This window comes from Planococcus sp. ISL-110, from assembly GCF_018613575.1.
Lineage (GTDB): Bacteria > Bacillota > Bacilli > Bacillales_A > Planococcaceae > Planococcus.
The window spans coordinates 51,175-75,464 of sequence record NZ_JAGGPX010000009.1 but is presented as its reverse complement, the minus strand read 5'-3'; the positions used below and the strand labels follow the sequence as shown (position 1 = coordinate 75,464).

General features: G+C 46.4%; 25 protein-coding genes and 1 pseudogene. 16 read left to right on the top strand and 10 right to left on the bottom strand.

All coding sequences use genetic code 11. The features are described 5' to 3' along the window. Window positions 1–281: 281 nt before the first annotated feature. The 7 genes from J7I83_RS05510 to J7I83_RS05480 all read left to right on the top strand — a co-directional run bounded on the left by J7I83_RS05510 (window position 282) and on the right by J7I83_RS05480 (window position 5,651). A complete protein-coding gene (locus tag J7I83_RS05510) occupies window positions 282–2,069 on the top strand; it encodes a SulP family inorganic anion transporter (protein ID WP_215099683.1) in 1,788 nt (595 codons plus the stop codon). A gap of 11 nt (window positions 2,070–2,080) precedes the next feature. Further along, window positions 2,081–2,413, top strand: a complete 333-nt coding sequence (locus J7I83_RS05505) for an ArsR/SmtB family transcription factor (protein WP_483313429.1) — start codon at window positions 2,081–2,083, stop codon at window positions 2,411–2,413. 214 nt (window positions 2,414–2,627) lie between these two features. Continuing rightward, on the top strand, window positions 2,628–3,062 hold the full coding sequence (locus tag J7I83_RS05500) for a MarR family winged helix-turn-helix transcriptional regulator (protein ID WP_215099682.1): 435 nt from the start codon (window positions 2,628–2,630) through the stop codon (window positions 3,060–3,062). Between the two features lie 71 nt (window positions 3,063–3,133). Beyond that, the gene (locus tag J7I83_RS05495) at window positions 3,134–4,117 is read left to right on the top strand and encodes a ring-cleaving dioxygenase (RefSeq protein WP_215099681.1); all 984 of its coding nucleotides are present in this window, start codon (window positions 3,134–3,136) and stop codon (window positions 4,115–4,117) included. A gap of 15 nt (window positions 4,118–4,132) precedes the next feature. Next, a complete protein-coding gene (locus J7I83_RS05490; RefSeq protein WP_215099680.1) occupies window positions 4,133–4,726 on the top strand; it encodes an NADPH-dependent FMN reductase in 594 nt (197 codons plus the stop codon). Window positions 4,727–4,822: 96 nt separating this feature from the next. After that, window positions 4,823–5,059 (top strand): hypothetical protein, encoded by a 237-nt coding sequence (locus J7I83_RS05485; RefSeq protein ID WP_215099678.1) that lies wholly within the window; start codon window positions 4,823–4,825, stop codon window positions 5,057–5,059. Continuing rightward, window positions 5,046–5,651, top strand: a complete 606-nt coding sequence (locus tag J7I83_RS05480; RefSeq protein ID WP_215099677.1) for a flavin reductase family protein — start codon at window positions 5,046–5,048, stop codon at window positions 5,649–5,651. Before J7I83_RS05485 ends, J7I83_RS05480 begins: the two co-directional genes overlap by 14 nt. Before the next feature lie 149 nt (window positions 5,652–5,800). On the opposite strand, the gene J7I83_RS05475 is transcribed toward J7I83_RS05480, so the two are convergent. Next, window positions 5,801–7,156, bottom strand: a complete 1,356-nt coding sequence (locus tag J7I83_RS05475) for a hypothetical protein (protein ID WP_215099676.1) — start codon at window positions 7,154–7,156, stop codon at window positions 5,801–5,803. Window positions 7,157–7,609: 453 nt separating this feature from the next. Between J7I83_RS05475 and J7I83_RS05470 the strand changes: the two genes are divergently transcribed. After that, a complete protein-coding gene (locus J7I83_RS05470) occupies window positions 7,610–8,146 on the top strand; it encodes a glutathione peroxidase (protein WP_215099674.1) in 537 nt (178 codons plus the stop codon). Between the two features lie 78 nt (window positions 8,147–8,224). Here the strand turns inward: J7I83_RS05470 and J7I83_RS05465 are convergent, their stop codons facing one another. Then, window positions 8,225–9,178 carry a carbon-nitrogen hydrolase family protein gene (locus J7I83_RS05465; RefSeq protein WP_215099672.1) on the bottom strand — a complete coding sequence of 318 codons (954 nt, stop codon included), beginning with the start codon at window positions 9,176–9,178 and terminating at the stop codon, window positions 8,225–8,227. A 100-nt stretch (window positions 9,179–9,278) separates the two neighbouring features. On the opposite strand from J7I83_RS05465, the gene J7I83_RS05460 reads away from it, so the two are divergent. Continuing rightward, a complete protein-coding gene (locus J7I83_RS05460; RefSeq protein ID WP_215099671.1) occupies window positions 9,279–10,277 on the top strand; it encodes a 2-hydroxyacid dehydrogenase in 999 nt (332 codons plus the stop codon). 101 nt (window positions 10,278–10,378) lie between these two features. Here the strand turns inward: J7I83_RS05460 and J7I83_RS05455 are convergent, their stop codons facing one another. Then, complete coding sequence (locus J7I83_RS05455) at window positions 10,379–10,783, bottom strand: hypothetical protein (RefSeq protein ID WP_215099670.1); 405 nt, start codon at window positions 10,781–10,783, stop codon at window positions 10,379–10,381. 272 nt (window positions 10,784–11,055) lie between these two features. On the opposite strand from J7I83_RS05455, the gene J7I83_RS05450 reads away from it, so the two are divergent. The 3 genes from J7I83_RS05450 to J7I83_RS05440 all read left to right on the top strand — a co-directional run bounded on the left by J7I83_RS05450 (window position 11,056) and on the right by J7I83_RS05440 (window position 14,967). Continuing rightward, entirely contained in the window at window positions 11,056–11,460 is a 405-nt protein-coding gene (locus J7I83_RS05450) for a (deoxy)nucleoside triphosphate pyrophosphohydrolase (protein WP_215099668.1), read from the top strand. A gap of 31 nt (window positions 11,461–11,491) precedes the next feature. Then, entirely contained in the window at window positions 11,492–14,386 is a 2,895-nt protein-coding gene (locus J7I83_RS05445; protein WP_215099666.1) for a DEAD/DEAH box helicase, read from the top strand. A gap of 134 nt (window positions 14,387–14,520) precedes the next feature. Further along, a complete protein-coding gene (locus J7I83_RS05440) occupies window positions 14,521–14,967 on the top strand; it encodes a methionine sulfoxide reductase (protein WP_215099664.1) in 447 nt (148 codons plus the stop codon). Between the two features lie 73 nt (window positions 14,968–15,040). Here J7I83_RS05440 and J7I83_RS05435 read toward each other — a convergent pair whose 3' ends face one another. Further along, window positions 15,041–16,027, bottom strand: coding sequence for a YhdH/YhfP family quinone oxidoreductase (locus J7I83_RS05435; protein WP_215099663.1), 987 nt, complete (start codon window positions 16,025–16,027; stop codon window positions 15,041–15,043). Between the two features lie 112 nt (window positions 16,028–16,139). Between J7I83_RS05435 and J7I83_RS05430 the strand changes: the two genes are divergently transcribed. Further along, window positions 16,140–16,562: a MarR family winged helix-turn-helix transcriptional regulator gene (locus J7I83_RS05430; RefSeq protein WP_215099662.1), complete on the top strand. Its 423-nt coding sequence runs from the start codon at window positions 16,140–16,142 to the stop codon at window positions 16,560–16,562. Window positions 16,563–16,564: 2 nt separating this feature from the next. On the opposite strand, the gene J7I83_RS05425 is transcribed toward J7I83_RS05430, so the two are convergent. Both J7I83_RS05425 and J7I83_RS05420 read right to left on the bottom strand, forming a co-directional pair. Continuing rightward, window positions 16,565–17,794 (bottom strand): AI-2E family transporter, encoded by a 1,230-nt coding sequence (locus tag J7I83_RS05425; RefSeq protein WP_215099661.1) that lies wholly within the window; start codon window positions 17,792–17,794, stop codon window positions 16,565–16,567. A 553-nt stretch (window positions 17,795–18,347) separates the two neighbouring features. Further along, window positions 18,348–18,941, bottom strand: a complete 594-nt coding sequence (locus J7I83_RS05420; RefSeq protein ID WP_215099660.1) for a TetR/AcrR family transcriptional regulator — start codon at window positions 18,939–18,941, stop codon at window positions 18,348–18,350. A gap of 157 nt (window positions 18,942–19,098) precedes the next feature. Between J7I83_RS05420 and J7I83_RS05415 the strand changes: the two are divergent. Beyond that, window positions 19,099–19,508 (top strand): annotated as a pseudogene (locus tag J7I83_RS05415) (SDR family oxidoreductase). Between the two features lie 50 nt (window positions 19,509–19,558). Here the strand turns inward: J7I83_RS05415 and J7I83_RS05410 are convergent. From J7I83_RS05410 to J7I83_RS05400, 3 genes are all read right to left on the bottom strand, one after another. Further along, on the bottom strand, window positions 19,559–20,161 hold the full coding sequence (locus J7I83_RS05410) for a hypothetical protein (RefSeq protein ID WP_215099659.1): 603 nt from the start codon (window positions 20,159–20,161) through the stop codon (window positions 19,559–19,561). 77 nt (window positions 20,162–20,238) lie between these two features. Beyond that, window positions 20,239–20,583 (bottom strand): hypothetical protein, encoded by a 345-nt coding sequence (locus J7I83_RS05405; RefSeq protein ID WP_215099658.1) that lies wholly within the window; start codon window positions 20,581–20,583, stop codon window positions 20,239–20,241. Window positions 20,584–20,813: 230 nt separating this feature from the next. Then, the gene (locus J7I83_RS05400) at window positions 20,814–21,401 is read right to left on the bottom strand and encodes a hypothetical protein (protein WP_215099657.1); all 588 of its coding nucleotides are present in this window, start codon (window positions 21,399–21,401) and stop codon (window positions 20,814–20,816) included. A gap of 174 nt (window positions 21,402–21,575) precedes the next feature. Here J7I83_RS05400 and J7I83_RS05395 point away from each other — a divergent pair, with 174 nt between their 5' ends. Together J7I83_RS05395 and J7I83_RS05390 are read left to right on the top strand one after the other, a co-directional pair. Further along, window positions 21,576–22,301: a class I SAM-dependent methyltransferase gene (locus J7I83_RS05395; RefSeq protein ID WP_215099656.1), complete on the top strand. Its 726-nt coding sequence runs from the start codon at window positions 21,576–21,578 to the stop codon at window positions 22,299–22,301. A 141-nt stretch (window positions 22,302–22,442) separates the two neighbouring features. After that, entirely contained in the window at window positions 22,443–23,501 is a 1,059-nt protein-coding gene (locus tag J7I83_RS05390) for an LLM class flavin-dependent oxidoreductase (protein ID WP_215099708.1), read from the top strand. 64 nt (window positions 23,502–23,565) lie between these two features. On the opposite strand, the gene J7I83_RS05385 is transcribed toward J7I83_RS05390, so the two are convergent. Further along, on the bottom strand, window positions 23,566–24,237 hold the full coding sequence (locus J7I83_RS05385; protein ID WP_215099655.1) for an HAD family hydrolase: 672 nt from the start codon (window positions 24,235–24,237) through the stop codon (window positions 23,566–23,568). Window positions 24,238–24,290 lie beyond the last annotated feature (53 nt).

The following is a 24,290-nucleotide window of genomic DNA, read 5'->3' as shown; positions in this document are numbered from 1 at the left end:
GTCCGGATTTCCGGACTGCTCTTTTTTTTTGAAAAAAAAACTACATGAGTTGAACTTGAGCATCATCACTTCATCCACAGCTTTGGCGGCTTTAGGCCTGACTTCCAAAGACAGCCGCGGACTGAGCGCCAGTGTTCAGGAGTCATTGAGATAAGTGATGGTTTATGTCATAAATTTATCTTTCGTCGAAAATATTTGACAATCAAACTGGCAGGTGTATATTTGATTTAAGCAGTATTCAAATAATCAGATATACTATAAAAGAAAAAGAAGGTCTTAAAATGGAGAAGAAGTCGATTTTCACTGGAAGATACGCGGGCTACTCATTCCAAAGTTTTAAAAAGGACCTCTTGTCAGGATTGGTTGTGGGCATTATCGCGATTCCTCTTGGAATGGCCTTTGCCATCGCTTCCGGAGTGAATCCGGAATACGGAATCTATACCACCATCATTGCAGGCATTTTGATTTCGATCTTCGGTGGGTCTAAATTTCAAATTGGTGGTCCCACCGGAGCGTTTATCCCGGTTCTGTTTGCCATAGTCATCACTTACGGCTATGAAAGTTTGCTGCTGGCAGGGTTTATGGCCGGTATCATCCTGCTCTTTATGGGCATTTTTAAGCTGGGTTCACTGATAAAATTTATCCCGCGTCCAGTGACAATCGGCTTTACCTCGGGAATTGCTGTCCTTATTTTTGTAGGACAGATTGCTAACTTTTTAGGATTGACCGGCATAGAAAAACATGAATCCTTCTTGCCGAATGTTAAAGAAATCATCTTTAACATTCAAACGGTCAATTTTTACAGCGTCTTGACCGCTGTCGTGTGTCTTGCCACAGTAATCTTAACGCCTAAGATCATCCCCAAAGTTCCGGGACCTCTGATCGGGTTATTGGTTTCCACTATTGTTGCAACTGTGTTTTTCCCAACTGAAGTTGCGACAATCGGATCGACTTTTGGAGAAATTTCAAGCACCCTTCCGGCGTTTCATTTTCCCGAAATCACTTTCGAACGGATTCAGCTGCTGATCGGCCCGGCGTTTGTCATTGCCATGCTGGGTGGAATTGAGTCCCTATTATCCGCTGTTGTTGCGGATGGCATGACTAGCGGCAAGAAGCATAACAGCAATCGGGAGCTGATCGGCCAAGGAATCGCGAACATGGTCACACCTTTGTTCGGGGGTATCCCCGCTACCGGCGCTATCGCCAGAACAGCGACCAACATCAAAAATGGGGCAGTTTCCCCTTTTTCAGGAATCATCCACGGTGTAGTTGTTCTTTTAGTCCTGATTCTTTTTGCACCTTATGCCTCGGTGATTCCATTGGCCAGTATGGCACCCGTACTAATGATCGTTGCCTGGAATATGAGTGAAAGACATATATTTGTAAGTTTGCTGAAAATGAAAACAGCAGATTCGCTCGTTCTGCTTGCGACTTTTTTATTGACCGTTTTTGTCAGTCTGACAGTCGCGGTGGAAGTTGGTTTGTTATTGGCCGTCATTTTGTTCACCAAACAGATGAGTGAGCTGCTGATCACAGCCAAAGTACTGCCGGACCCGACCCATAAAGATGAAAAAATGGGAACCCATATGGTGACGGATATCCACGATTGCCCACAGATCAGCATCTACAATGTGGAAGGGCCCTTATTCTTCGGTTCTGCTCAAGCTTTCGAGCAATCCATTATGAATACCATCAATTACAAACCGAAAGTACTATTGCTCCGAATGGGTAAAGTCCCATTTATGGACACAACGGGTGAAACGTATTTGTCCAACATCATCAAGGATTTTTCAAAACACGGTACGGTCCTGATCTCCGGTATGAAACCACATCCCATAAGTGTGATGAAAAAAACAGGGTTGTATGACTATACTGGAGAAGAGCATTTCTTTGAGCATACCGGTGAAGCCATCAACTTTGCCTTGGATAAGCTCGACAGAAATAAATGCCTGGGCTGCCAGCATTTTGCCTTCAACGAATGTACAGCTCTTTCGGCTGGAATAGAACTCCAAAAAGAGAAATCAGATGACCATAAAAGAGTCATAAAGCAACTAGAGGAAGGACGGTGAACATATTGGATATGCAGATGCAGCGGTTTAAATCGGAATTTTTTAAGGCTCTTGCACACCCGCTTCGGATTCGCATTCTTGAAATTTTAGCTGAAGGGGATAAAAGTGTCAATGAAATACAGCAACTGGTTGAAAGCGAGGGCTCGACCGTATCACAGCAACTGACGGTCTTAAAGGCAAAAAACATCGTCACTGGAACCAAAGAAGGAAACCGGGTAATTTATTCTTTACGGGATCCAATGATTAAGGAATTATTGGATGTGGCCAGGAAAATTTTCAATAACCAGCTATCGGAAACGATTACGATATTGGACCGGCTCAATGACACGGATAAAGCAGACTAAAAGAACAAAAAGCCCAACGGTGATTTGGACATGATGCCATAGCTGCAGGGGGGAATGGAGAAATCAGTCTCCGTTCCCCCCTTTTTTATTGGGCTTGTATGTCGGAACTGGATAAAAAGATAACCCAACGCAAATGGTTGACGCTGCAAAAAACACATGGTATGATTATCTCGAATTAAAGATATATTAATTCAGAGTAAATGAGGTGGACGGAATGGAAGTGCCGAATCTTAACTTGAAAGCATTGACTGTACTGGTTCGGGCCACGGATGCTCTTCACGAATTGATTAAAAAAGATGTTGCACAATACGGGTTGAACCCGACTGAGTTTTCGGTGTTGGAATTGCTGTACCACAGGGGAAAGCAGCCGATTCAATTGATCGGCAAAAAAGTCTTGATTGCCAGCAGCAGCATCACTTACGTGGTCGACAAACTGGAAACAAAACAGTATGTCATCCGGAAAGCGTGTCCGGAAGACCGGCGCGTGACCTTTGCGGAGCTGACGGACAAAGGCCAGCAATTGATGGAGACGGTTTTCCCAAAGCATGAACAAGCGATTAATGAGGTCTTTCAGGGAATGCAGCGGCAGGAAATTGAAGAGATGATCCGCAGCGTCAAAAAGATTGGCTGCCGATCACAGAACGCTTAAATTTTTTTAATCCTATATCTCGGATTCGAGACAATGACTATATTTATACCCAAAAATGAGGAGAGATACTGATGAACGAATTAAAAGGAATGCACCACGTAACCGCCATCACCAGCAGCGCCGAAAAGAACTATGAATTTTTCACCTATGTACTGGGCATGCGCCTGGTCAAAAAAACCGTCAACCAGGACGATATCCAGACCTATCATTTATTCTTTGCCGATGACAAAGGCTCTGCCGGGACCGATATGACGTTCTTCGATTTTCCTAACATCCCGAAAGGAATCCACGGGACCAACGAAATCTACAAGACTGCTTTTCGTGTGCCGACAGACGAAGCTTTGTCTTACTGGATCAAACGCTTTGATAAATACGAAGTAAAGCATAAAGGCATCCAGGACGTATTCGGCAAGAAAACCCTGTCGTTTGTCGATTTCGACGATCAGCAGTACATGCTGGTATCGGATGAAAACAACGAAGGCGTAGCATCCGGCACACCGTGGCAGAATGGCCCGGTTCCACTGGAGTTTGCCATCACCGGACTGGGCCCGATCCATATCCGCATCGCGGAATTTGAGTCGTTTAAAGAAGTGTTGGAAAAAGCCATGCTCATGCGCCAAGTCGCAAAAGCAGGATCCTTCTATCTGTTTGAAGTCGGCGAAGGCGGAAACGGGGCGCAAGTGATCGTCGAGCACAATAAATTGCTGCCTTCAGGACGCCAGGGCTTTGGCACTGTTCACCACGCAGCATTCCGTGTAGCGGATACGGGCGTATTGCAGGAATGGATCGACCGCATGCAAAACCTTGGATTCAATACGTCCGGCTATGTCGACCGTTTCTTCTTTGAATCGCTGTATGTCCGGGTTGGACAGGGCATCCTGTTCGAATGGGCAACAGACGGGCCAGGCTTCATGGGCGATGAGCCTTACGAAACCTTAGGGGAAAATTTATCCTTGCCCCCATTCCTGGAGCCAAAACGTGACCAGATTGAGAAGCTGGTGCGTCCGATCGACACCGTACGCAGCACACGCACCATCGAAAAAGAATATCTGTAAAAAGGGGAAAAAAGCATGAGCATTTTCAGTAACTTATTCGGTAAACAACAAGAGGAGGAACCACCTGTGGAAAAACTGAACATCGGCATTATTCTCGGGTCAACGCGCGAAGGACGCTTAAGCCCGCAGGTAGGGAACTGGGTCAAAGACTTGGCAGACAAACGCGAAGACGCGAACTATACCATCATCGACATCGCAGACTACAAATTGCCGCTGCTTGGCGAAGTTGGCGTTGACGCATCCGGCGCAGCAGCCTGGTCTGAAGCAGTCGCGAAACAGGATGGCTTTGTCTTTATCGCACAGGAGTACAACCACTCCATCACGGGTGCATTAAAGAATGCACTCGATTACCTGCGTGTGGAATGGAACAATAAAGCGGCCGGCATCGTCTCTTACGGTTCAGTCGGCGGCGCCCGTGCTGCAGAACATTTGCGCGGCATTCTGGGCGAATTGTCCGTTGCGGATGTACGCGTACATCCGGCATTGTCGCTGTTCACGGACTTTGAAAACGGAGCGGAGCTTAAAGCGGCACCTGTCCAGGCAGATTCCGTCAACCAAATGCTGGATCAGGTCATCCTTTGGTCAACCGCATTGAAAACAATCCGCTAATCCAATTTTCGATCTCAATCACAGAATGTGCAGGAACGCCCGCATATTCTGTTTTTTTTAGCTACAATGGGGATGTAGAGGGAATGGATTAGATAAGTGGAAATAAAAGAATCAGCTTTTATCCGTCGCTTAGCCCATGGACGCGCCGGCGCTGAGAAATGTAGTAAGAAAGAAGCGAGCTTGTGTATTTCCGCTGTTTATATAAAAGATATGGAGCAAAATAGCGGAGACGCCCGCGGCAAGCGTAGCTGTTTTGCGGAATATCGGCAAATGAAAACTATTAATGCAACACATTCCATCAGCAAAGGAGCAGGTAAATATGATTTTAATTGATCCGGAACAAAACGGGGAACGCGACAACTACAAGCTGTTGGTCGGTTCGATCATCCCGCGGCCGATCGCATTCGTCACAACGCAATCGGAGTCAGGAGTGGTGAACGGAGCGCCTTTCAGCTATTTCAACATCGTCTCTGCCAATCCGCCGATGGTCTCCTTATCGATCCAGCGGCCCACAGGCGAGAGGAAAGATACAGCCCGCAATATTTATGGGAATGGCGAATTTGTCGTGCATATTGTGGACCGTGACAATGTCGGCAAAATCAATGAAACCGCGGCTTCTTTGCCGCCGTCGGAAAGCGAAGTGGAGATGGCGGGCCTGACGCAGGTGCCAAGTGCAGTGGTTTCGGTTCCGGGTGTCCAGGAATCGAAAATCCGCATGGAATGCCGCTTGGTGGAATCCGTGCAGCTCGGCGGCGAAGGTCCCGGCAGCGATTTGTTTATCGGCAAAATTGTCCAGTTCCATGTGGATGAGGCCATTTACGAAAACGGCCGCATCGACCCGAGAGGATTGGGTGCAGTCAGCCGTTTGGCCGGAACCAACTATGCTGCAATTGGAGAGATCTTTTCGCTGGAACGGCCAAAGTAGAAATAAGAAAAAGGAAGAAAAGACGCTTGTTGTACGGCGTCTTTTCTTCCTTTTTTGTATCCATCGACAGCTAGCGAACCTGTTAGAAGATCTTCAAAGAAGGCACCCCGTCCGCAAGCAAGGCTGCAAAATGATTGGTTCCTCATTTTTCAAAGAATTGCATACAGGGCTGCTATCACCAAATAGCAGACAATCCAGATCAATAAAGCGAACTTTAAATTCAGCGTAAACGCGATATAGACTGACGTCTTTCGGCTGATGGCCGCAAGCAACAGGTTCAGTCCGGAAAACGGAGAAGTCAGAATGGCCAGTATCCAGCTGGCCAGCAAGCCGAGGCTTAAATACAGATGGTCATCCACAAACAACGGAGAATTGCTCAAGGTGATGGCCAAAATGGCGGCTGTAATGATTGGATGGACGCCAAACCAAGATGGAATGGTCATCAGCAAGGCCAGCACCGGAATCAAGATCAGGACATGCGTGATATTCAAGGTTTCCAGTAGAGAGCGGATCCAGTCATCCGCTCCATTATTCAAGAGTGCCGTGCCAAAAGCGCCAGCAATGATGAAAATCGACAACTCGTTCCCCATCGATGGGACTTTGATGCGGATATATTCCTGAAAACTCGCTAAAAGTTCACGCGGAGTGCCAAGGAACAATGACCATACGGCAGAGACAGCAATCGCAGTCAACGGAATAATGGTCAGCACCGATAAATCCGCCAAGCTTTCGATAAACAGAATAATGGCAGTCACAGCCAGCAGGATAACGGCAAGCTCAAGCACTTTTCGCTTGGCTGCCCCAAGAGTCACCGAACTCTGGACTGAGGTGGCTTCGGGAATTTTCTTGCTGTTTTTTCGTTCCAGAAAAAATCCGATGCCCATCATGATGGCGGTGACAGCGAGTCCGATCGGGAAAAGCTGCAGCCAGTTGACATCGAAATAGGACAGCACCAAGGCCATGGAGATGAAATAAGGCGACCACATAAACGCCATCACAAATCCTCTGCTCAACGCCTTCAAGCGCACTTCGTCGAATGGCTTGAACGATTGGGTGTCTGTCAAATCGTAGAGAATCGGAAGAGTCCCAATGTTCATGACGGCACCGACACTGCCGGCAGCCACTGTCGTGAACAGGTAAAGGTGATGCGTTTTCTTGATATAGTAGGCAAAAATAACTTCTATGTATTTCAAATACTGTCCCTGCTGAATCGGAATCGACAGCAAGGGCACAAAGATGAAAATCGCCAGAAGGTTGGCGTTGGTCTGAAGTGCGAGAAAAAATTCCCGCAATCCATCTCCACTGGCATCCATCAACAAACCTGCAACAAGCAACACCGAAATCAGGATCTTCGGTGTCCGTGGAAGGTACGGAAAATAGGAAACGAGCACAAATAGTGCGAACAGGCTGATCAAGAAAGTAGCGTAAGGGAAAGGGACAAAAAAAGACAGCAAATAAGTTCCACCCATGAGCAGGGTGCTGAGAGGGCGGATGATTGGTTTCATGGAAAGGGCTCCTTTGAAAGACGCTATAGGACAGTTTTACTTAGTTTGACAGAAAACTCGTAGAGCGTCTGTAAATAAGTATTCGCAAGGGTGAAGAAATTAGCTGTAAAATTCGATATCGTGTGCCCGTCCAACGACAACCACGCCATTTGGGGTCATACAGAATTGTCTCTCTTCATCATTCACGAAGCAATGGGCATGTTTGGGGTATTAAATTAAACCGGAGTACAGATCTATTACATGGAGCATATTTTGTCCAACAGCATAAGGAATAGTGAGGGATTTATCGGTCGATTTTGCTCTGGCAACACATCAAGTTTGTAACTGCTGCAAAAAAGAAGGATACTAGAATTATAGAGAGCAATTGATAAATGGGAGCATCTGCTTTTCAGAACCGGCCAATGCCAGGGAAAAAGCTGAGATGTCCAGCGCCCATGAAAGAGGAGGAAATTCATGTCGATTTATTCATTCCACACAAAATCATCGAAGAGGGAAGAACTGCCTCTCGAGAAGTTCCAGGGCGAGGTCCTGCTGATTGTGAATACAGCCAGTAAATGCGGATTAACCCCTCAATATGAAGAATTGGAAGAGTTGTATAACACCCATAAAGAAAACGGGTTCGAAATCATCGGCTTCCCGTGCGACCAGTTTGGCGGACAGGAACCGGGAACAGATGAAGAAATTTCAGAATTCTGTTCCATCAACTATGGCGTAAGCTTTCCGCTTGCCCAAAAAATTGAGGTAAATGGTGAAACTGCCCATCCGCTTTATCAGTACCTACGCGAACAGGCTCCGGCAGATGAGGGCTTTGACGATGCGGGGATCTGGCAGAAAGAAGATCGGGATATGTTGGAAAGCTCCGACATCCAGTGGAATTTCACGAAATTCCTGATCGACCGAAAAGGCAATGTGGTCCATCGTTTTGGCCCAACTGTGAAACCCAAGGCAATGGAGCAGGTCATTGAACAGTTATTGGTTAGAACAGTCTGAGGCATCTATATGGGTTGAAAATGAAAAGCACAGCCGAAACGTTTATTACCAACGTTTTGGCCGTGCTTTTTCGTTCGTTTATTTTTCCCAAACCACCGTCTTCTGCTCTTTCTCATTGACCGACAGCTGAAAAACATCCGGACGCGAGTAATGGCCCGATACGTCAAAGTCGAACTGGCTTTCAGCGATCTGATCCAAGTCGAGTTCAGCGTAGAGGATCGTTTCTTCCCCGTATACCGGTTCCACAATCAGTTCTCCCAACGGACCGGCGATGCAGCTGCCGCCTCGGGACATTTCCTCCGGCAACTCTTTGAATTCATCCCGGTTCGAGATTTCTTCCGGATACATGGCTTTTGTCGAATACTGGTTGCAGGACAAAACAAAGCAGCGCCCTTCCGCAGCGACGTGGCGAACGGTCGCTGTCCACGTGTCCCGCGCATCAGCAGTGGGCATGACGTAAATCTGGATGCCTTTTTCATACATGGCCGCACGTGCCAAAGGCATATAATTCTCCCAGCAGATCAATGCACCGAGGCGTCCGTAAGGCGTATCAAAGACTGGTAGTGTACTGCCGTCTCCCTGTCCCCAAATCAACCGTTCAGAGCCGGTCGGTTTCAGCTTGCGGTGTTTGCCGAGCAGTTCACCGTCCGGACCGAAAAACAGGGCGGTGCAATACAAGGTGCCTTGGCTGCCGGCAGCGTCCTTCTCGATAACGCCGATGACGATATAAGCACCCGCCTGCTTTGCTGCTTTGCCGATAACTGCCGTTTCAGGACCTGGCGCGGTGATGGAATTGTCCCAATACTGCCGAAAATCTTTTCGGCCTTCCGGGGAGCGGCTGCCCACGACTGCACCAAACGACATGCCACGCGGATAGGCGGGAATGAACGCCTCGGGAAAGACGATGATTTTGGCACCTTGAGCTCCCGCTTCTTCAATCAAACGAACGGTTTTCAAAACGCCTTTTTCCTTGTCCATGATTTCAGAGCCAGCTTGGACGACGGCTACTTTGAATTTAGGGGCTTTTTCCATCCATCTCATCCTTTCGTAACTTCTTTCATTTTATCATTGTTATAATATTCTTGAAATAGAACAGGGAAACTGGATTTTATACTCAATAGGAGGTCCCGGAATGAAACCAAAAGTTTATATTGCACGAAAGGTCTCAAAAGAAGTGGAAGAATACATCGGCGAGCATTGTGACTACAGGAAATGGCAAGGGGAAGGTGCGATCCCGCTGGATGTCCTAATGGAAGAAATAAAGGATGTGGAAGGGGTGCTGGTGCAGCATGCGCCTGTTACACATGAATTGCTGGAGCGGGCACCAGAGTTGAAAGTCATCAGCAATTCGGCAGTCGGCTACGATTCCTTTGACCTGGAAGCCATGAAGCAGTACAGGGTACTTGGCACACATACACCTTTTGTGCTGGATGAGACGGTGGCGGATCTGGCGTTCAGCCTGGTGCTTGCCACTGCAAGGCGGGTACCGGAGCTCAACAACTACGTCAAACAAGGCAAGTGGGATAAACAAAAGGATGTCCGGCAATTATTCGGCATCGATGTGCACCACGCGACGATGGGCATTATCGGCATGGGCCGCATCGGCGAGAAGATTGTCAGGCGAGCGAGGTTCGGATTCGAAATGGAGGTCCTTTACAACAGCCGGACCCCGAAGCCCGCGCTCGAAGAAAAATACGGCATTGTTTACAGCGAGCTGGAGCCACTCTTGGAAAAATCCGATTTTGTCGTCTTGATCGTGCCGTTGACGCCTGAAACCCACCACCTGATGGGAAGAAAGCAATTCGAAAAGATGAAGAACAGCGCGATTTTGATCAACTGTGCCAGAGGGGCAGTGGTGGACGAGAAAGCCTTGATCAGAGCTTTGGAAAGGGGAGAAATCCGTGGAGCGGGACTCGACGTCTTCGAACAGGAACCGGTCCCGCCGGACAATCCGCTCTTGCAGATGGAGCAGGTCGTCGCGCTTCCGCACATCGGATCGGCCACCGAAAAAACCCGTGCAGCCATGCTTATGAAAGCGGCGGAGAACCTGGTCGCGGGTGTCACAGGCAAAGTTCCTCAAGACGTAGTCAAGGAATTGCAGGGGCTGTTGGAGGATCATCGCAGTAGCTAGCTTCCTTCACGCCACCAGGCGGATAAAACAAAAACTCCATACGAAAAGGCCAAAGAACTGATCAAAGCTTCTTTGGCCTTTTCGTATGGATAGTAGAAAACTTATACATCCTCTGATTTTTTTGGGGAAGTCCGGGCATATTCGAGCCAGAAAATCCACAGCGTCACTGCAGCGGCGATCCACAAGGAGGGACTCGTAAGCGAAATGCCATTATGGGATTCTCCGCCAAGCACCGTCAAGACAGCCAGCACGATCACTGGCACCACAATCATCAGAACGGGAAAAATGATCATATAACGTTTCTTTTCCCGTTGCGGCTTGAGTGTGAACGCACTGAGTACGACCATAAGCGCAATAACTACAAACAATATCCACTGAGGAATGCCAAGCTCAACAAGTGTCCCCGGGAAATAATCATTGACCAGAAGTATAGATAGATTAATCAGTAATACGGCAAGGATAAGCCAGTAGGTCTTCAAAGTAAAAAATCCTTTCGGTAATGGCATATTAGTTCGGCCTTTTTGTAAGTGTAACAAAAAAGATTGAATATTACAGGGAAATAGGAAGATTGGTTTTTGGGTGTGAGATATCAGAACCTTATCTTTAAAAGATTTTTGCAGGTGATAAAGCACATCACATTAAGAGGGGTATTTACAAATATTTCAATTTAATGAATAAAGAAGAATGCTTCGTGAAGAGAAAATGTTAGAATAAAGGGAATTAAAAGCTAAATTGTTATGAGTAACTTTAAATTTCGAGAAGCAGGTGAAGAAGGATTATGAAGAAAAATATACATGTAGTTGGAGCAGTAATTACAGACGGCAACAACATTTTATGTGCACAGCGAGGAATGGAAAAAAGCTTGCCTGGCCTGTGGGAATTTCCCGGTGGAAAGATTGAAAAAATGGAAACGCCTGAAGAGGCGCTGCAAAGAGAAATTCAAGAAGAAATGCATTGCCATGTGGAAATTGGGGAGCAAGTAGAGCACACGGTATACGAATACGATTTTGGAATTGTGCATTTGACCACATTTTATTGCCAACTAGTCGAAGGCACACCGGTGCTAACAGAGCATATGGCAATTCGGTGGTTAGAAGCGTACCAACTAGAGCAGCTAGAATGGGCACCAGCAGATATACCGGCGATTCAAAAATTAAAACGGGCATATCAAGCCCAGAAATAATAGGGTTAGTTAAGAAAAGCGAGGGACAGAAATGAATTTTCTACAGAATTTAGAAGACTCTATATACAAAGGATTCATCGATCAAACAAAACCGAGCGGTGAACGCTTTAAGCCGACTTTGCTGATCAATAATGTGAAAACAAATGAAACGGTATTGAATTCCATAACTGAGGAGCTGGACAGCTGTCAATCGTTTCTCTTTTCTGTAGCTTTTGTGACTGAAAGTGGCTTGGCGACTTTAAAAACCCATTTATCAGATCTTCACCAGAAAGGAATTAAAGGAAGAATTTTAACCTCGACTTTTCTGAATTTCAATCAACCAAAAGTGTTCAAAGAACTCATGAAAATTAACAATGTGGAAGTCCGATTATCGAGCATGAAAGGCTTTCATTCAAAAGGGTATATTTTCTCTCATGACACACACCAAACCTTGATCGTTGGGAGTTCTAATTTAACAGCACAAGCTTTAAAAGTTAATTATGAGTGGAACGTCAAGTTGAGCTCGCATGAAAACGGCGAATTGGTTTCTCATTTCTATCAGCAATTTGAAGAAGTGTGGGAGAACGCACACTCGCTGACAGAACAATGGATTACAAGATATGAACAATCATATGTGCCAATCGAATACCGTAAAGAATTAGTAAACGTGGCTGAATTTCCAGAAGTGTATACAGAAAATCCGGTAGAAGAAGCCATCCATATCAAACCAAATAAAATGCAAAAAGCTGCTCTTCAAGAAATAAAAGCGGTGCGAGAATCAGGGAATGACAAAGGCTTAGTGATTTCGGCGACGGGTACGGGGAAAACCTACCTATCAGCTTTTGACGTACGGGATTTTGCACCAAAAAGAATGTTGTTTATCGTTCATAGAGAACAAATTCTTCAAAAAGCCAAAGCCGACTTTATTCGAATATTAGGTGGGATGGAGAAAGATTTTGGGATTCTATCGGGCAACCTGAGGGAGACGGATGCGCGTTATTTGTTTGCGACCATTCAAACGATTTCTAAGGAAGAAACGCTCCGTCAACTAGACCCGCAGGCGTTTGACTATATTCTAATTGATGAAGTACATAAAGCAGGAGCAAAATCGTATCAGAAAGTCATTGAGCATTTTCAACCAAAGTTTCTAATGGGGATGACAGCTACGCCTGAACGCACCGATGATTTCAATATTTACGAGCTGTTCGATTACAATGTGGCATACGAAATTCGCTTGCAGGAAGCTCTAGAAGAAGACATGCTTTGCCCGTTTCATTACTTTGGGGTAACGGATGTGGAGTATGAAGAAGGCGTTATCGACGAAGCTACGGCTTTTTCGAAATTAATAACAGAAGAACGTGTTGATCATCTTCTACAAAAGGTCGACTATTACGGCCATTCGGGTGAGAAAGTAAGAGGTCTCATGTTTTGCAGCAGAAAAGAAGAAGCGACAAAACTTTCAGAAGAGCTGAATCGGCGTGGATTAAAAACGGTCGCGTTAACCGGCCAAAATTCTCAGGAAGAACGGATTCTGCAGGTCGAACGGTTAGAAAATGACATTATCGATTATATTTTGACTGTTGATATTTTTAATGAAGGAATCGATATTCCAAGCGTTAATCAAGTGGTCATGCTGAGACAAACGCAGTCGAGCATTATTTTTATCCAGCAGCTCGGACGAGGACTTCGTAAGCATGGATCCAAAGAGTTCGTAACGATCATTGATTTTATTGGGAATTACAAGAATAACTACCTCATTCCTGTCGCTTTGTCTGGTGAGCGCTCACACAACAAAGACAATATCCGCCGGCGAATGAAAGATACAAGCTACATCAAAGGGATTTCTACTGTAAATTTTGAAGAAGTAGCGAAAAATCGCGTGTTCTCAGCGATTAAGAGGAGCAATTTAAGCGATATGAAGATTCTTCGCGAAGCTTATATTGAGTTGAAAAACAGAATCGGAAAGATCCCGCAGCTTCAGGATTTTATTCATAATAATTCAATCGATCCGTTGGTGATTGTTCAAAAATACACAACCTACCATCAGTTTTTATTGAAGCTTAAGGAGATTGATCCGTTAGTAAATGTCTATGAAGAACAGGTGCTGACGATGCTGTCCTTGGAAATTCTGAATGGTAAACGACTTCATGAAATCCTGTTGCTCGAATTGTTGCTGGAAAATGACCAAGTCACAATGCAAGCATTTAAACAATCTATAAGAGCTCATAATTGCTCTGTTGATCCAGAAACCTTAGCTTCGGTGCAGCGGGTCATGGACTTGAGTTTCTTCAATCAAGGGTCTCAAAAAAAATATGGCAATAAACCACTTGTGGTCTTTGGACCCACTGGTATCGAGTTTAATGAAGAAATTCAAGAGAGTATTGAGCGGAATCCAAGCTTCAAGGCGATGCTGACGGATATTGTCATGAGCGCAAAAGAATTAAGCAAAAGCTATAGATGCGATAAATCCCTGACACTCTATAAGAAATATACTCGCAAAGATGCTTGCCGGCTATTGAATTGGACAAGCGATGAAAGCTCGACAATCTATGGGTATAAAACGAAGCATGGTACATGTCCTATTTTCGTTACTTATCATAAAAACGATGAAGTTGAGTCGAGTGTGGCATACACAGAAGGCTTTATCAGCCCGGAAATCTTCACGTGGTCGACAAGAAGTAACCGTACGTTAGAGTCTGCAGAAGTAAAAACAATTATTCGAGCTGCAGAAAACAATATTGATCTTCATTTGTTCATCAAAAAAGATGATGATGAAGGCGGCGATTTCTACTATTTAGGGCAGGCTTTTCCGGACAAGACGAGTGTGGAACAAGCGTTAATGAAAGATAAAAATTCAAAAGATATTCCAGTAGTTCATATGCAGTTAGCATTGGAAAACACGGTGGAGAGTAAGCTGTATCATTACATCTCCAGTGAAGAAAGTTAATTTTATGATTTGGTTGTTAGTCTGCTTTATTTTTTCCTGCCTGTATCCTTTTCCACTAACTTCTTCTATCTCTACAGTAACCAGACGCCCGCTATCCCAGCGAGAGTCAAACTTACTTTAGAGGAGGACGAAAAATGAAGGAGTATTATGTGAAGAAAATCTATCACCCCCAAGAAGGCGAGCTTTATCAATTCCTGGAGTTGGATGCCCAAACCGGTGAGGAACAAACCATTGATCCATTTGAATCGGGGATGCTAAAGTTCTATCCGGAAACCGAGGCTGTGCCTGACATCTTTTCTATCACCTCGAAGCGCGGAGCGGATGCAACCGGGTTTTACCGCAGCGAGAAATTCGTGGTGCAGCGGGGCTCCAAGTTTGCGGCGTCGACTTCACCGAAATGTCCCAAAAAATACGTCAAACTGCGGGAAAACCTGGTGCTGGACAAGCTGCTTGTGCCGTTTGAGCATCAGTTGCTGCTGATGGAGGACACCGAGTTCGATTCGCCGATGCTGGCGATGGGCGCGGTGATCGGCGGCTGGGTCCGCGGGTCGCATGATTGGAAAGAAGCGGGGAAAAAATAAATGCTAATGCAAAAAGCGGAAGGGCTGATTTCAGCCCTTCCGCTTTTTGTGTATTTTGCCTGGAGAAAGACCGTTACAACTTAACGATAGTTCGTCCCAAATGTTGTCCATTTTTGATGGCATCAATTGTTTCAGTTAGCTCTTCAAGTGAAATCTCGTTTACCAGCGTCGTTTCGGTGATGTTCCAGTCGCCCGCCATCTTCTCCCAAAGGCTTCCGCGCTTCTCGATCGGCACATTGACCGAGTCGATTCCAAGAAGGCTTACGCCTCTGAGGATGAACGGCAGCACAGTAGTGCTTACTTGAAGTCCGCCAGCATTTCCGCACATGCTCATGCTTCCATCGTAAGAAATCTGTGGGATCAATGCAGAAGTCACATCTCCGCCGACCGTATCTACTACATAGTCGAATCGGGTCTTGGCCAATGGCTTCTTGGCGTCGCCGAGCTCCTCGGCAAAAATAACATTCGTTGCACCCAATGATTTAGCGACTTCGGCCTGATGCTCTTTCCGCACCAAAGCGGAAACGTTCTTGTAGCCGATTTTAGACAGGATCTGCAGCGCGATGCTGCCGACTCCGCCGGTTGAGCCAGTGACTAATACAGCCGGATTGTCTGCCACGTCCATACCGCTCTTCTCGAGTGCAAGAATGGATAGTGCGGCAGTGAATCCAGCCGTACCGAACACCATGGCATCCTTCAAGCTCATATTAGCCGGCAGCGGCACGATCCACTCTGCAGGAACCCGTGCATATTCTGAAAAGCCTCCTGTATGGCTCATGCCCATAGCAAAGCCTGTCACGATCACTTCCTGTCCTTCTGTAAAGCGCGAGTCTTTTGAATCGACGATGGTGCCACTCAAATCAATGCCAGGGATCATAGGATAATTCCGGATTACCCCTGAATTTTTCTGAACGGCCAGCATATCCTTATAGTTAATCGAAGAATAGGCGACTTTGATCAAGACATCTCCCTCGGAAAGTTGATCTGTATTGACCTCTTCCAACCCATATATTACTTGGTCTTCTTGCTCGTTGACTCTGACGGCTTTAAATGAGTTCACAATAAATTGCCCCTTCCTGTTCATTTTCTCTGCAGAATAGTTCTGCGACAAAAATGTTTGAATACAAAACCTAACATGCTAAGATGGATACTGTCAATATGGAGGAGATCAAATGGAATTAAAAGAGTGTATCAACTTCTTGCTGAGTGTCAGCCAGAACAAAGTGTTCAAACACTTCAGCAAGCTATTGGAAGAATATGATCTGACGCCGGCTCAATACGGTGTTTTGAATTGTTTATGGAGCGAAGGGGAATTATCGCCAAAGCAGATTGGCGGACTGATGCATTTAGAGGCTTCGACTGTATCTGGAATTTTGGATAAAATGCAAAAAGCGGGTTTTATCGAACGTTCGGTAGATCCTGAAAATCGCAGAAATATTTTGGTGGCTACTACGCAAAAGTCGATGGCGATTCAGAGAGACGTGGAAGCAGCGACCGATGGGCTGAACCGGACAGTTCTCCAAGATATGTCGGACAGCGACAAGGCTGTGTTGACGAAACTGTTGGATACGATCATACAGGCTGATTTCGTCTGACGTCACAGCTTCTTTTTCAAGCTTAGCTGTTTTTTCTTTTTCTTGTCAGAGATCCGTGGTTGTGGCGCTGGATTAGAGTCATCTTTGTACAGTCCGGTATAGGACTGGTACCAGGTGAATAGATGCACCAGGATCACTTTAATGATCGCATAGGCAGGTATTCCGAGGATGACACCCGGTAAACCGAAAAGACTGCCCGCAGTCAACAGGACGGCGATGATGGTGACAGGGTGGATCTTCAAACTGCTTCCGAGAATGAGCGGCTGAACTACGCGTCCCTCCAAGGTCTGCTCGATGGCGAAGACGATCAGCACCTTGACCAGCATGAGGGGAGGGTACAGCACAATGGCAATGATGACGATTGGCAACAAGGCGATAAATGTACCCAAAAACGGAATCAGGTTTAAGGCACCCGCCAGGATTCCAAGCGTCAACGCATACTCAAGGCCAATGATGCTCAAGCCGATCCAGAACATCAGCCCAACGAAAAAGGCGACGAGCAACTGGCCACGGATGTAATGGCTGATCTGCAGGTTCATCTCGCGCATCAGAAGATAAGTATTTTCCCGCATCTTCGAAGGTACAAACTTCATGATGTGGTAGGGCAAATTGTGGCCGTCTTTCAGCAAGTAAAACAGGATGAAGGGTGTCGTGATGACTGCCAGAACGGTCGTCGACAGAACATCGAACACATTGCCGATACCGCTAACAGTCGTACCGAAGAGCCCTTCTGCCCGGTCTGTAATGGAAGTGGCGATGCTGTCGCCGTCACCGGTTAACTGCATCTGCAGCCGCGACAGCAAGTCGATTTGGAAAAAGGCATCGATCTTTGCGATGAAACTCGCTAAATAGTCCGGCCAATTGTTCAGAAGGCTCAGCGTCTGTTCGCGGATAATCGGTATCAATGCCGTGATGCCCCAGACCAGAAATCCGGCAGCTACTACAAAAACGATTAAAATGCTGGCTATCCGATTGATTTTTTTAGTTTCCATCCAATCAATGAGTGGGCTCAGCAGGTAATACAAGACACCGGACATGATCAGCGGCAGCCCCATGACACTAAAAAAAGCGCTTAACGGCTCGAAAATGAAACTGATTCTGGGAAGCAGCAGCAAATTCACCTGAATCAACAAAATAATGATCAGTATGGATACGGCCTTATTGTTCAGCACCCATTTTGCAAACCAGGAAGCCGCGTGGCTTAATGCATTCTTGTTTTTTTCCTGCTCCATCACCTGCACCTCTTTCTCAAATTCAGCTGCATGAAATCAGTATTCTTTTATACTCCTAAAATACCCGGATAGTCCATTTTTCACACCAACGAAACTTTTTATTTGGTCATTGCAGGAAAGAGTTTTTCTATATACCTAGATCTTACAGAACTTCTCTTCCTTTATCGGGTGAACTGAAAAATATGGATTTTTGACTGTCACTTGTGGATGGGAAACCACAAGTGGCAGTCATACTTTATCCACATGTGGATAAATGGAAAAGAATGACGAAGCGGCAAGGTTATCCCCGTTTTGGGCTGAAATCATCCACATATGCAAGATTCCACTGGATAAATCAAGGGATTCTGCGTTTATGAAATTTTTTGCTGGTGAATTGGGGATAACCGGCTGAATTCGTTCAAGCAATCATGTCTGACCGCTAAAGCAACTTCTTATGTAAGGAGAACAACTATCCATGCCGTATGGCGGATATATCGCACAATAAGAAAAGTGAAAATTCATGAATACGTACGACATCTCAATGAAAAAGGCATTCCTTCGGGGAATGCCTTTTTCACTGTTTTTTATCTTCGACCACAACTGCGCCTTCATACATTTTGCCGTGCAGGGCGGCCAGTTTTTCAGCCATGATTTCAGGAGAATCCTTAAAATCCTGTTTGGTCCAGTAAAGGAAAAAGCCCAGGCTGCCATAGGTCATGAAATAATTGAGCGCCGAAATTTCCAGGTTGCTTTCTTCCTCCAGGCGCAGCTCAGTAGCGGCTACCTGCACAAGGCTTTCGCAAAACTGGTTCTGAGATCCGGGTAACACTTCGCCTTTAATGATCAGCCGGAAGATAAACCGGTGTTCGTAAATGTACGCGAAAATTGGCAGGTGGCGCTGCACATCTGTTGAAGAAAAGCGTTCCAGTTCCTGAAAACCTTTTCGGAAATGGTTTACGAGACCGTCCAGATGATCTTCAACGATAGCGGCAAGCAGCTCGTTCAAGTCCTTGTAATGAGAGTAGAACGTGACGCGGTTGCAGTTTGCGTGTTTAGTGACTTCCGTGATGGTCAGTTCGTGCAACCCTTTTTCTTCCAATAACTGCAGCAGTGCTGTTTTCAGTTTTTTTTTGGTCCGCAGGATGCGGCGGTCTTCCGTGGGGTCCATGTTGTTCTCCTCCTGTTGTGTCCGGAAAATGGACAAGCTAGTGAATTAAGTATGACATGAATCTTTAGAGATGGACAAACTGAATTATTATCTGTTAAATTACAAACGCAGTTTATTTACAAGCCGATTTTCAGCAAAATTTTAGAAGTAACAGAATATGGTCCGTTTAGCAGGAAAAGTCGCATTCATCACCGGTGGAGCACAAGGTAGGGGCGGATCCCATGCGAAGAAATTCATCGAAGAAGGCGCAAGAGTCGTACTGACGGATTTGAACGAAAAGAAAGGCCAGGCTTTGGCAGAAGAACTTGGGGACGGTGCATTCAATCAGGTTTCGGTATTCCTTGGCATGAAGACGGTGATCCCGTCCATCCGGGCGTTATTGCTACACCAATGGTTGTTCAGGAAGACGCTAAGGCGGCTGTTGAGGAATTTTCGAAATGTATTCCATTAAAGCGCGTCGCCCAGTCGGAGGAAGTATCCAATATGGTGTTGTTCCTGGCGTCTGACGAAGCAAGCTATTCCACAGGCTCGGAGTTTGTGGTGGACGGCGGCATGACAGCTCAGTAAGCAGAAATAAATACGGCCATTCCGCAAATTTCAGCGTAATGGCCGTATTTTTATAGGGTCTGGTTTTTTTTATTGATGAACAGCACCAGTACCGGTCCGATAACCGGGATCCAGGCGAGGGCCTTGAGTTCTGCCTGCGGGTAGAAGCGGTGGACAGCATAGACGGACAAGCCCCACAGCACAAGCCAGTCGACGGTCATGACGGAGACCAGACTCGATGCGAAAAAGGCTTCCCGGTAGGCTGCCAGCGAAAAGCCCTGCAGCAGCGTCAGCCCATTGGCAAGCCAAGACACCATCAAGAGGATCAGCCAGAAGCGGGAGCCAAGAAAACGCACGAGCCAATCCGGAGTCCGCAGCCTTTTTTCGGCCTTTCGGTCACCGAATGCGAAATAAAGCAGGAGCGAAAAAGCACCGATGCCAAACGATAGCAGGGCGAACGGCCACGCCGGCCATTTCTGCCGGTCATTCAGCAGCAATAAGGTCAAAAATACCATCGGAAACAAGCCGAGTGAATTGAAGATGGCAAACACCAGCGGATCGATTTCCCCGAAATTGCCGCTGAATATGTTTGACATGATAGGATCAGTATCGCCGCCGGGTGCCAGAAACACGGCATAGCTGATCAGCAATAGCCAAATAATAAAAAAGATCATGTTCATCCCCCTTTTTTCATCTTAATCCATTAACCTATGGGTTCCCGGAAGGATCTCCCGGCAAACCGGCAGCCAAGTCAGCTGACGTTGAGATAAATCATAAAGCAAATCAGTGCGAAAATTAACAGGCTCCGGCCTTTGCTGCTCTTCCACGTAGTGATTATTGAAAAAATTCCGCCCAAAGCCAATATGAAAAGTCCGATTGTTTCCAAAAGCTGAACAGACAGCACGCTTCCGAGATGTATCAGAAAAGCTCCGAATGTAACCGAACCGATGGTCACGATAAAGCGGCGTGATTTGAAGTCGTTCATCGCTGATTTCCGGTCATCTGCATCCATCTTTAAATAGGCCCAACTCATCAGAACGAGCGGTGTTCCCCATATAAATAAAAAAGTAACAAGAGAATCGATATTAATATTCAATCGCGTTCCCCCCTCCTGTCATATGCCATCACTTTACCATAGGGAAGCGGATGCATTCATCTGTTGTGATATGGCGTCATGCAAATGGGTGCGAGGACAATGAAATCCAACACGATAAGCGGTGTTTTTTCAGGTGAAAGCGCAATTCCAAATGCAGTTTGGTGCAGCGTGAGAAACCAAATGGATTTAGCCTTCTTTATCCGAGTCACTTTAGTAACTCTCTGCCATTTCTATGAGTCTTCGCTAACAAAAAACTCTTCTACTCTATAATCATTTTTAATTCTCTCAATCAATGTTTCATTTGCATCCAGAAAATAGAAGGAAGACTGCAGGGTATCCTTTTCCAGCTCTTGAGGAAAGTCCCAGAGAACGAGATCTTCGGCAGCGGAGTCGAGGATGTAATCTGCTAAAGGGTGGACTGTTAATGGGTCTTCGTATTCCAGGGGCCATGAACTTGCCAAATATTTTACCTCTTCACTTTTAACAAGGCCGTAAGCATGCTCCCAATTCCCAGGTGCGTTTAAAAATGCAATTGTATGATCCAGATCCACATCAAACACATTCAAGTTGGTAGGGAAAGTTTCAAAATCCGTGTAAAGGGTGGTAACCAAGAAACCGCGCTCGGTAATCATGAGCGCAATGGAAAGTCCTCCGTTTTCATCTAGTAGGATTACATGCCCCTCATCCACTAGAGGAATAAGGGTGGCATCTGTTGATTGCTGCAGTTCTTCGAATGCACCTTCTGGAGTGGCGTGGTATCCGGTCACGAGATGGATAATAAGGATTGCCACGGCAATCCATAAAAGAACTTTTTTCATCTTTCATCTCCTTCTTTCGAATAGATAAGGGCAAATTTCTAGTTAAGTTTATTGTAGTTTAATAGTCCTGGGTTAACTAGTCTATGTTTACTTGTGATGGAGTATAGAGCACTTTCTTCCGCACTTTCTCCTCAACCGCTATATAATAAAAGAAAAATCGGAAGGGTGATCCAGATGAAGCTGTATAAGGAATTGGCGAAATGGTGGCCGTTGATGTCCCCGCACACGGAATACGAGGAAGAAGCCCATCTTTTCTTGAAAATTATCCGGCAGTACCATCCCGCTATCAAGGACGCGGTAGAGTTTGGTTCAGGAGGCGGCAGCAATGCCTTTTACCTGAAAAAGTATTTTTCGATGACTTTGACGGACCTGTCGCCCGACATGCTGGAGGTCAGCCGCGAGCTGAATCCGGACTGTCTGCATATGCAAGGGGACATGCGGACGATTGCCGCCGGGACCGAGTTTGATCTTGTGTTTATCCACGACGCGATTTCCTATTTTACAGATAAAGCCGAGTTGCTGGCGGTCATGAAGAATGCCAAAAAGCATTTAAAACAGGACGGCCTGTTGTTCATTATGCCGGATCAGTACATGGAGACCTTCGAACCACGGACAGACCATGGTGGAGTCGATAAAGGCGGACGGGGCATGCGGTATTTGGAATGGAGTTACGACAGCGATCCGGAAGATGGGGTGACGGAAACGGAATACGCTTACCTCATGCGGGATAGTAATGGACAGATTACCCACGAACACGACAGCGCCAAGGCCGGCTTGTTTTCCATGCCGGAATGGGAGAGGCTGCTTGCGGACGCGGGGTTCCAAGCCCATTTTGAACGTGTGGAATTTTCGGAAGAGCCGGGTTCTTATTTCGCCATTGCCGCAACGCAGTTGAAATAAATAAAGAAAGAGCGGTTCCGGTTTTATTATGGAGACTGCTCTTTTTTTCTTGGTCAGGCATATTAGTTCTAGTCGGCTCATCCGTCAGATTATACTGGGCTTATGTAAAATAGTGGACAATAGGAAGGAATGACAATGGACATGGAACAATACCGCATCAACCCGGACAAAGGCATGGAGTTTGGCTTGTATACATTGGGAGATCATCTTCCCGACCCGCATACAGGACAGCGGATTTCGGCAGGAGAGCGCATTCAGGAAATTATCGGGCTCGCGCAGCTGGCAGATCAGGCGGGGCTGGATTTCTTCAGCGTTGGGGAAAGCCATCAGGAATATTTCGCGACCCAGGCGCATACGGTTGTGCTGGCAGCGATTGCCCAGGCGACCAAAAACATCAAGATTTCCAGCTCTTCTACCATCATCAGTACATCGGATCCGGTGCGCGTTTTTGAGGATTTTGCCACCATTGATTTGATTTCGAACGGACGTGCAGAAATCATTGCGGGGCGTGCTTCGCGTGTCGGCTTGTTTGAGCTGCTCGGCTACGACATCCGTTATTACGAGGAATTGTATGAAGAGAAATTCGATTTGCTGCTGCAGATCAACAGCCAGGAAACGGTCGATTGGAGCGGCCGTTTCCGTGCGCCGCTCCGCGATGCACAGGTCATCCCGCGTCCCACGACAGGTTCGCTGCCGATTTGGCGTGCAGTCGGCGGCCATCCGGCGAGTGCCATCAAAGCGGGACATGCCGGCGTGCCAATGATGCTTGCAACGCTCGGCGGTCCTGCAGAAAACTTTCAGTACACAATCGACGCCTACCGCAACGCTGCCAAGGAAAGCGGTTTTAGTCCCTCTGAACTGCCGGTAGCGACGGCCGGATTTTTTAATGCGGCCGAAACCACCCAACAGGCAATGGAAGAAGTTTATCCACATGTGGACAAAGGTATGCACAAAACCAATGGCCAAGGTTATCCACAAGCGGCGTTTATGCACGGTGCACAAAAGGACAGCGTCATGAACATCGGCAGTCCACAGCAGATCATCGAAAAAATCCTGTACCAGCATGAAATGTTCGGACACCAGCGCTATATCGCGCAAATGGATTTTGGCGGCGTCCCGATCGACCGCCTGAAACGCAACATCGATTTGATCGGCACAGAGATTCTGCCGGCGATCAGGAAGTATACCGCGAAGAAATAACAAGAGCTTCACCACAACAAAAAAGATGGTATTGGAATTTATCCAGTACCATCTTTTTCGATTATTAACGTTTTACTTTCACTGAAGCCACATATTGAAGAAGATCTTTCAGCGGCATATCCGCCATGGAATCGAGCCGGTGTTCAACCTTGCAGAAATCCATCGTGCTGGTTATTTTGTTCGGTACGATAACACAGCCCATGCCAGCCCGTTTAGCAGCTGTTGCGCCATGAGCAGAATCCTCAAAAACCAGGCAGTTTTCGGGATGCAGATCCAAACCTTGAGCCGCTTGAATATACAGAGCGGGATCAGGCTTTACTTTTTCCACATGATCGGAGGTTCGGATGCACTGGAAATAATCGAACAGCTCAAGGTTTTTCAGGTGGCTGGAGACCCAACGGTAGCTGGAACTGGACGCCAGCCCAATCTTCAACTCCAACTCCTGCGCCATCTTCAAGTAATCCTCCACACCGTCACGGGCTTTTTCCTGGGATAAAGTTGAAAGAAACTTTTTTTCGTATTGTTCTTCGAGAAGCGCATGCTCCACTGGTTTACCGATCTGCTGCTCCATATAGTGGAACGGAGAAAATCCACTGTCTGTTCCGACTTCATTTTGCCACAGCGCAAGCGGCAATTCACTGCCATATTCGCTGAACATTTCCTGGAGAATCCGGTATTGATGTGTTTCCGTATCAAAAATCAACCCGTCAAAATCGAATATGATTCCTTTTATCATAGTGCACTTCCTTTGTTGTCGAAGTAGTGATTTTCATCAAGTTAAATTTGAAA

Coding starts and splice junctions, on each gene's coding strand:
- J7I83_RS05500 (WP_215099682.1), top strand. CDS start 2,628: ATGGAAGTGCCGAATCTTAACTTGAAAGCATTGACTGTACTGGTTCGG.
- J7I83_RS05395 (WP_215099656.1), top strand. CDS start 21,576: ATGAAGCTGTATAAGGAATTGGCGAAATGGTGGCCGTTGATGTCCCCG.
- J7I83_RS05475 (WP_215099676.1), bottom strand. CDS start 7,156: ATGAAACCAATCATCCGCCCTCTCAGCACCCTGCTCATGGGTGGAACT.
- J7I83_RS05460 (WP_215099671.1), top strand. CDS start 9,279: ATGAAACCAAAAGTTTATATTGCACGAAAGGTCTCAAAAGAAGTGGAA.
- J7I83_RS05490 (WP_215099680.1), top strand. CDS start 4,133: ATGAGCATTTTCAGTAACTTATTCGGTAAACAACAAGAGGAGGAACCA.
- J7I83_RS05420 (WP_215099660.1), bottom strand. CDS start 18,941: ATGGACCCCACGGAAGACCGCCGCATCCTGCGGACCAAAAAAAAACTG.
- J7I83_RS05505 (WP_483313429.1), top strand. CDS start 2,081: ATGCAGATGCAGCGGTTTAAATCGGAATTTTTTAAGGCTCTTGCACAC.
- J7I83_RS05455 (WP_215099670.1), bottom strand. CDS start 10,783: ATGCCATTACCGAAAGGATTTTTTACTTTGAAGACCTACTGGCTTATC.
- J7I83_RS05510 (WP_215099683.1), top strand. CDS start 282: ATGGAGAAGAAGTCGATTTTCACTGGAAGATACGCGGGCTACTCATTC.
- J7I83_RS05440 (WP_215099664.1), top strand. CDS start 14,521: ATGAAGGAGTATTATGTGAAGAAAATCTATCACCCCCAAGAAGGCGAG.
- J7I83_RS05465 (WP_215099672.1), bottom strand. CDS start 9,178: ATGGAAAAAGCCCCTAAATTCAAAGTAGCCGTCGTCCAAGCTGGCTCT.
- J7I83_RS05390 (WP_215099708.1), top strand. CDS start 22,443: ATGGAACAATACCGCATCAACCCGGACAAAGGCATGGAGTTTGGCTTG.
- J7I83_RS05400 (WP_215099657.1), bottom strand. CDS start 21,401: ATGAAAAAAGTTCTTTTATGGATTGCCGTGGCAATCCTTATTATCCAT.
- J7I83_RS05385 (WP_215099655.1), bottom strand. CDS start 24,237: ATGATAAAAGGAATCATATTCGATTTTGACGGGTTGATTTTTGATACG.
- J7I83_RS05410 (WP_215099659.1), bottom strand. CDS start 20,161: ATGATCTTTTTTATTATTTGGCTATTGCTGATCAGCTATGCCGTGTTT.
- J7I83_RS05425 (WP_215099661.1), bottom strand. CDS start 17,794: ATGGAGCAGGAAAAAAACAAGAATGCATTAAGCCACGCGGCTTCCTGG.
- J7I83_RS05450 (WP_215099668.1), top strand. CDS start 11,056: ATGAAGAAAAATATACATGTAGTTGGAGCAGTAATTACAGACGGCAAC.
- J7I83_RS05480 (WP_215099677.1), top strand. CDS start 5,046: ATGATTTTAATTGATCCGGAACAAAACGGGGAACGCGACAACTACAAG.
- J7I83_RS05495 (WP_215099681.1), top strand. CDS start 3,134: ATGAACGAATTAAAAGGAATGCACCACGTAACCGCCATCACCAGCAGC.
- J7I83_RS05470 (WP_215099674.1), top strand. CDS start 7,610: ATGTCGATTTATTCATTCCACACAAAATCATCGAAGAGGGAAGAACTG.
- J7I83_RS05430 (WP_215099662.1), top strand. CDS start 16,140: ATGGAATTAAAAGAGTGTATCAACTTCTTGCTGAGTGTCAGCCAGAAC.
- J7I83_RS05445 (WP_215099666.1), top strand. CDS start 11,492: ATGAATTTTCTACAGAATTTAGAAGACTCTATATACAAAGGATTCATC.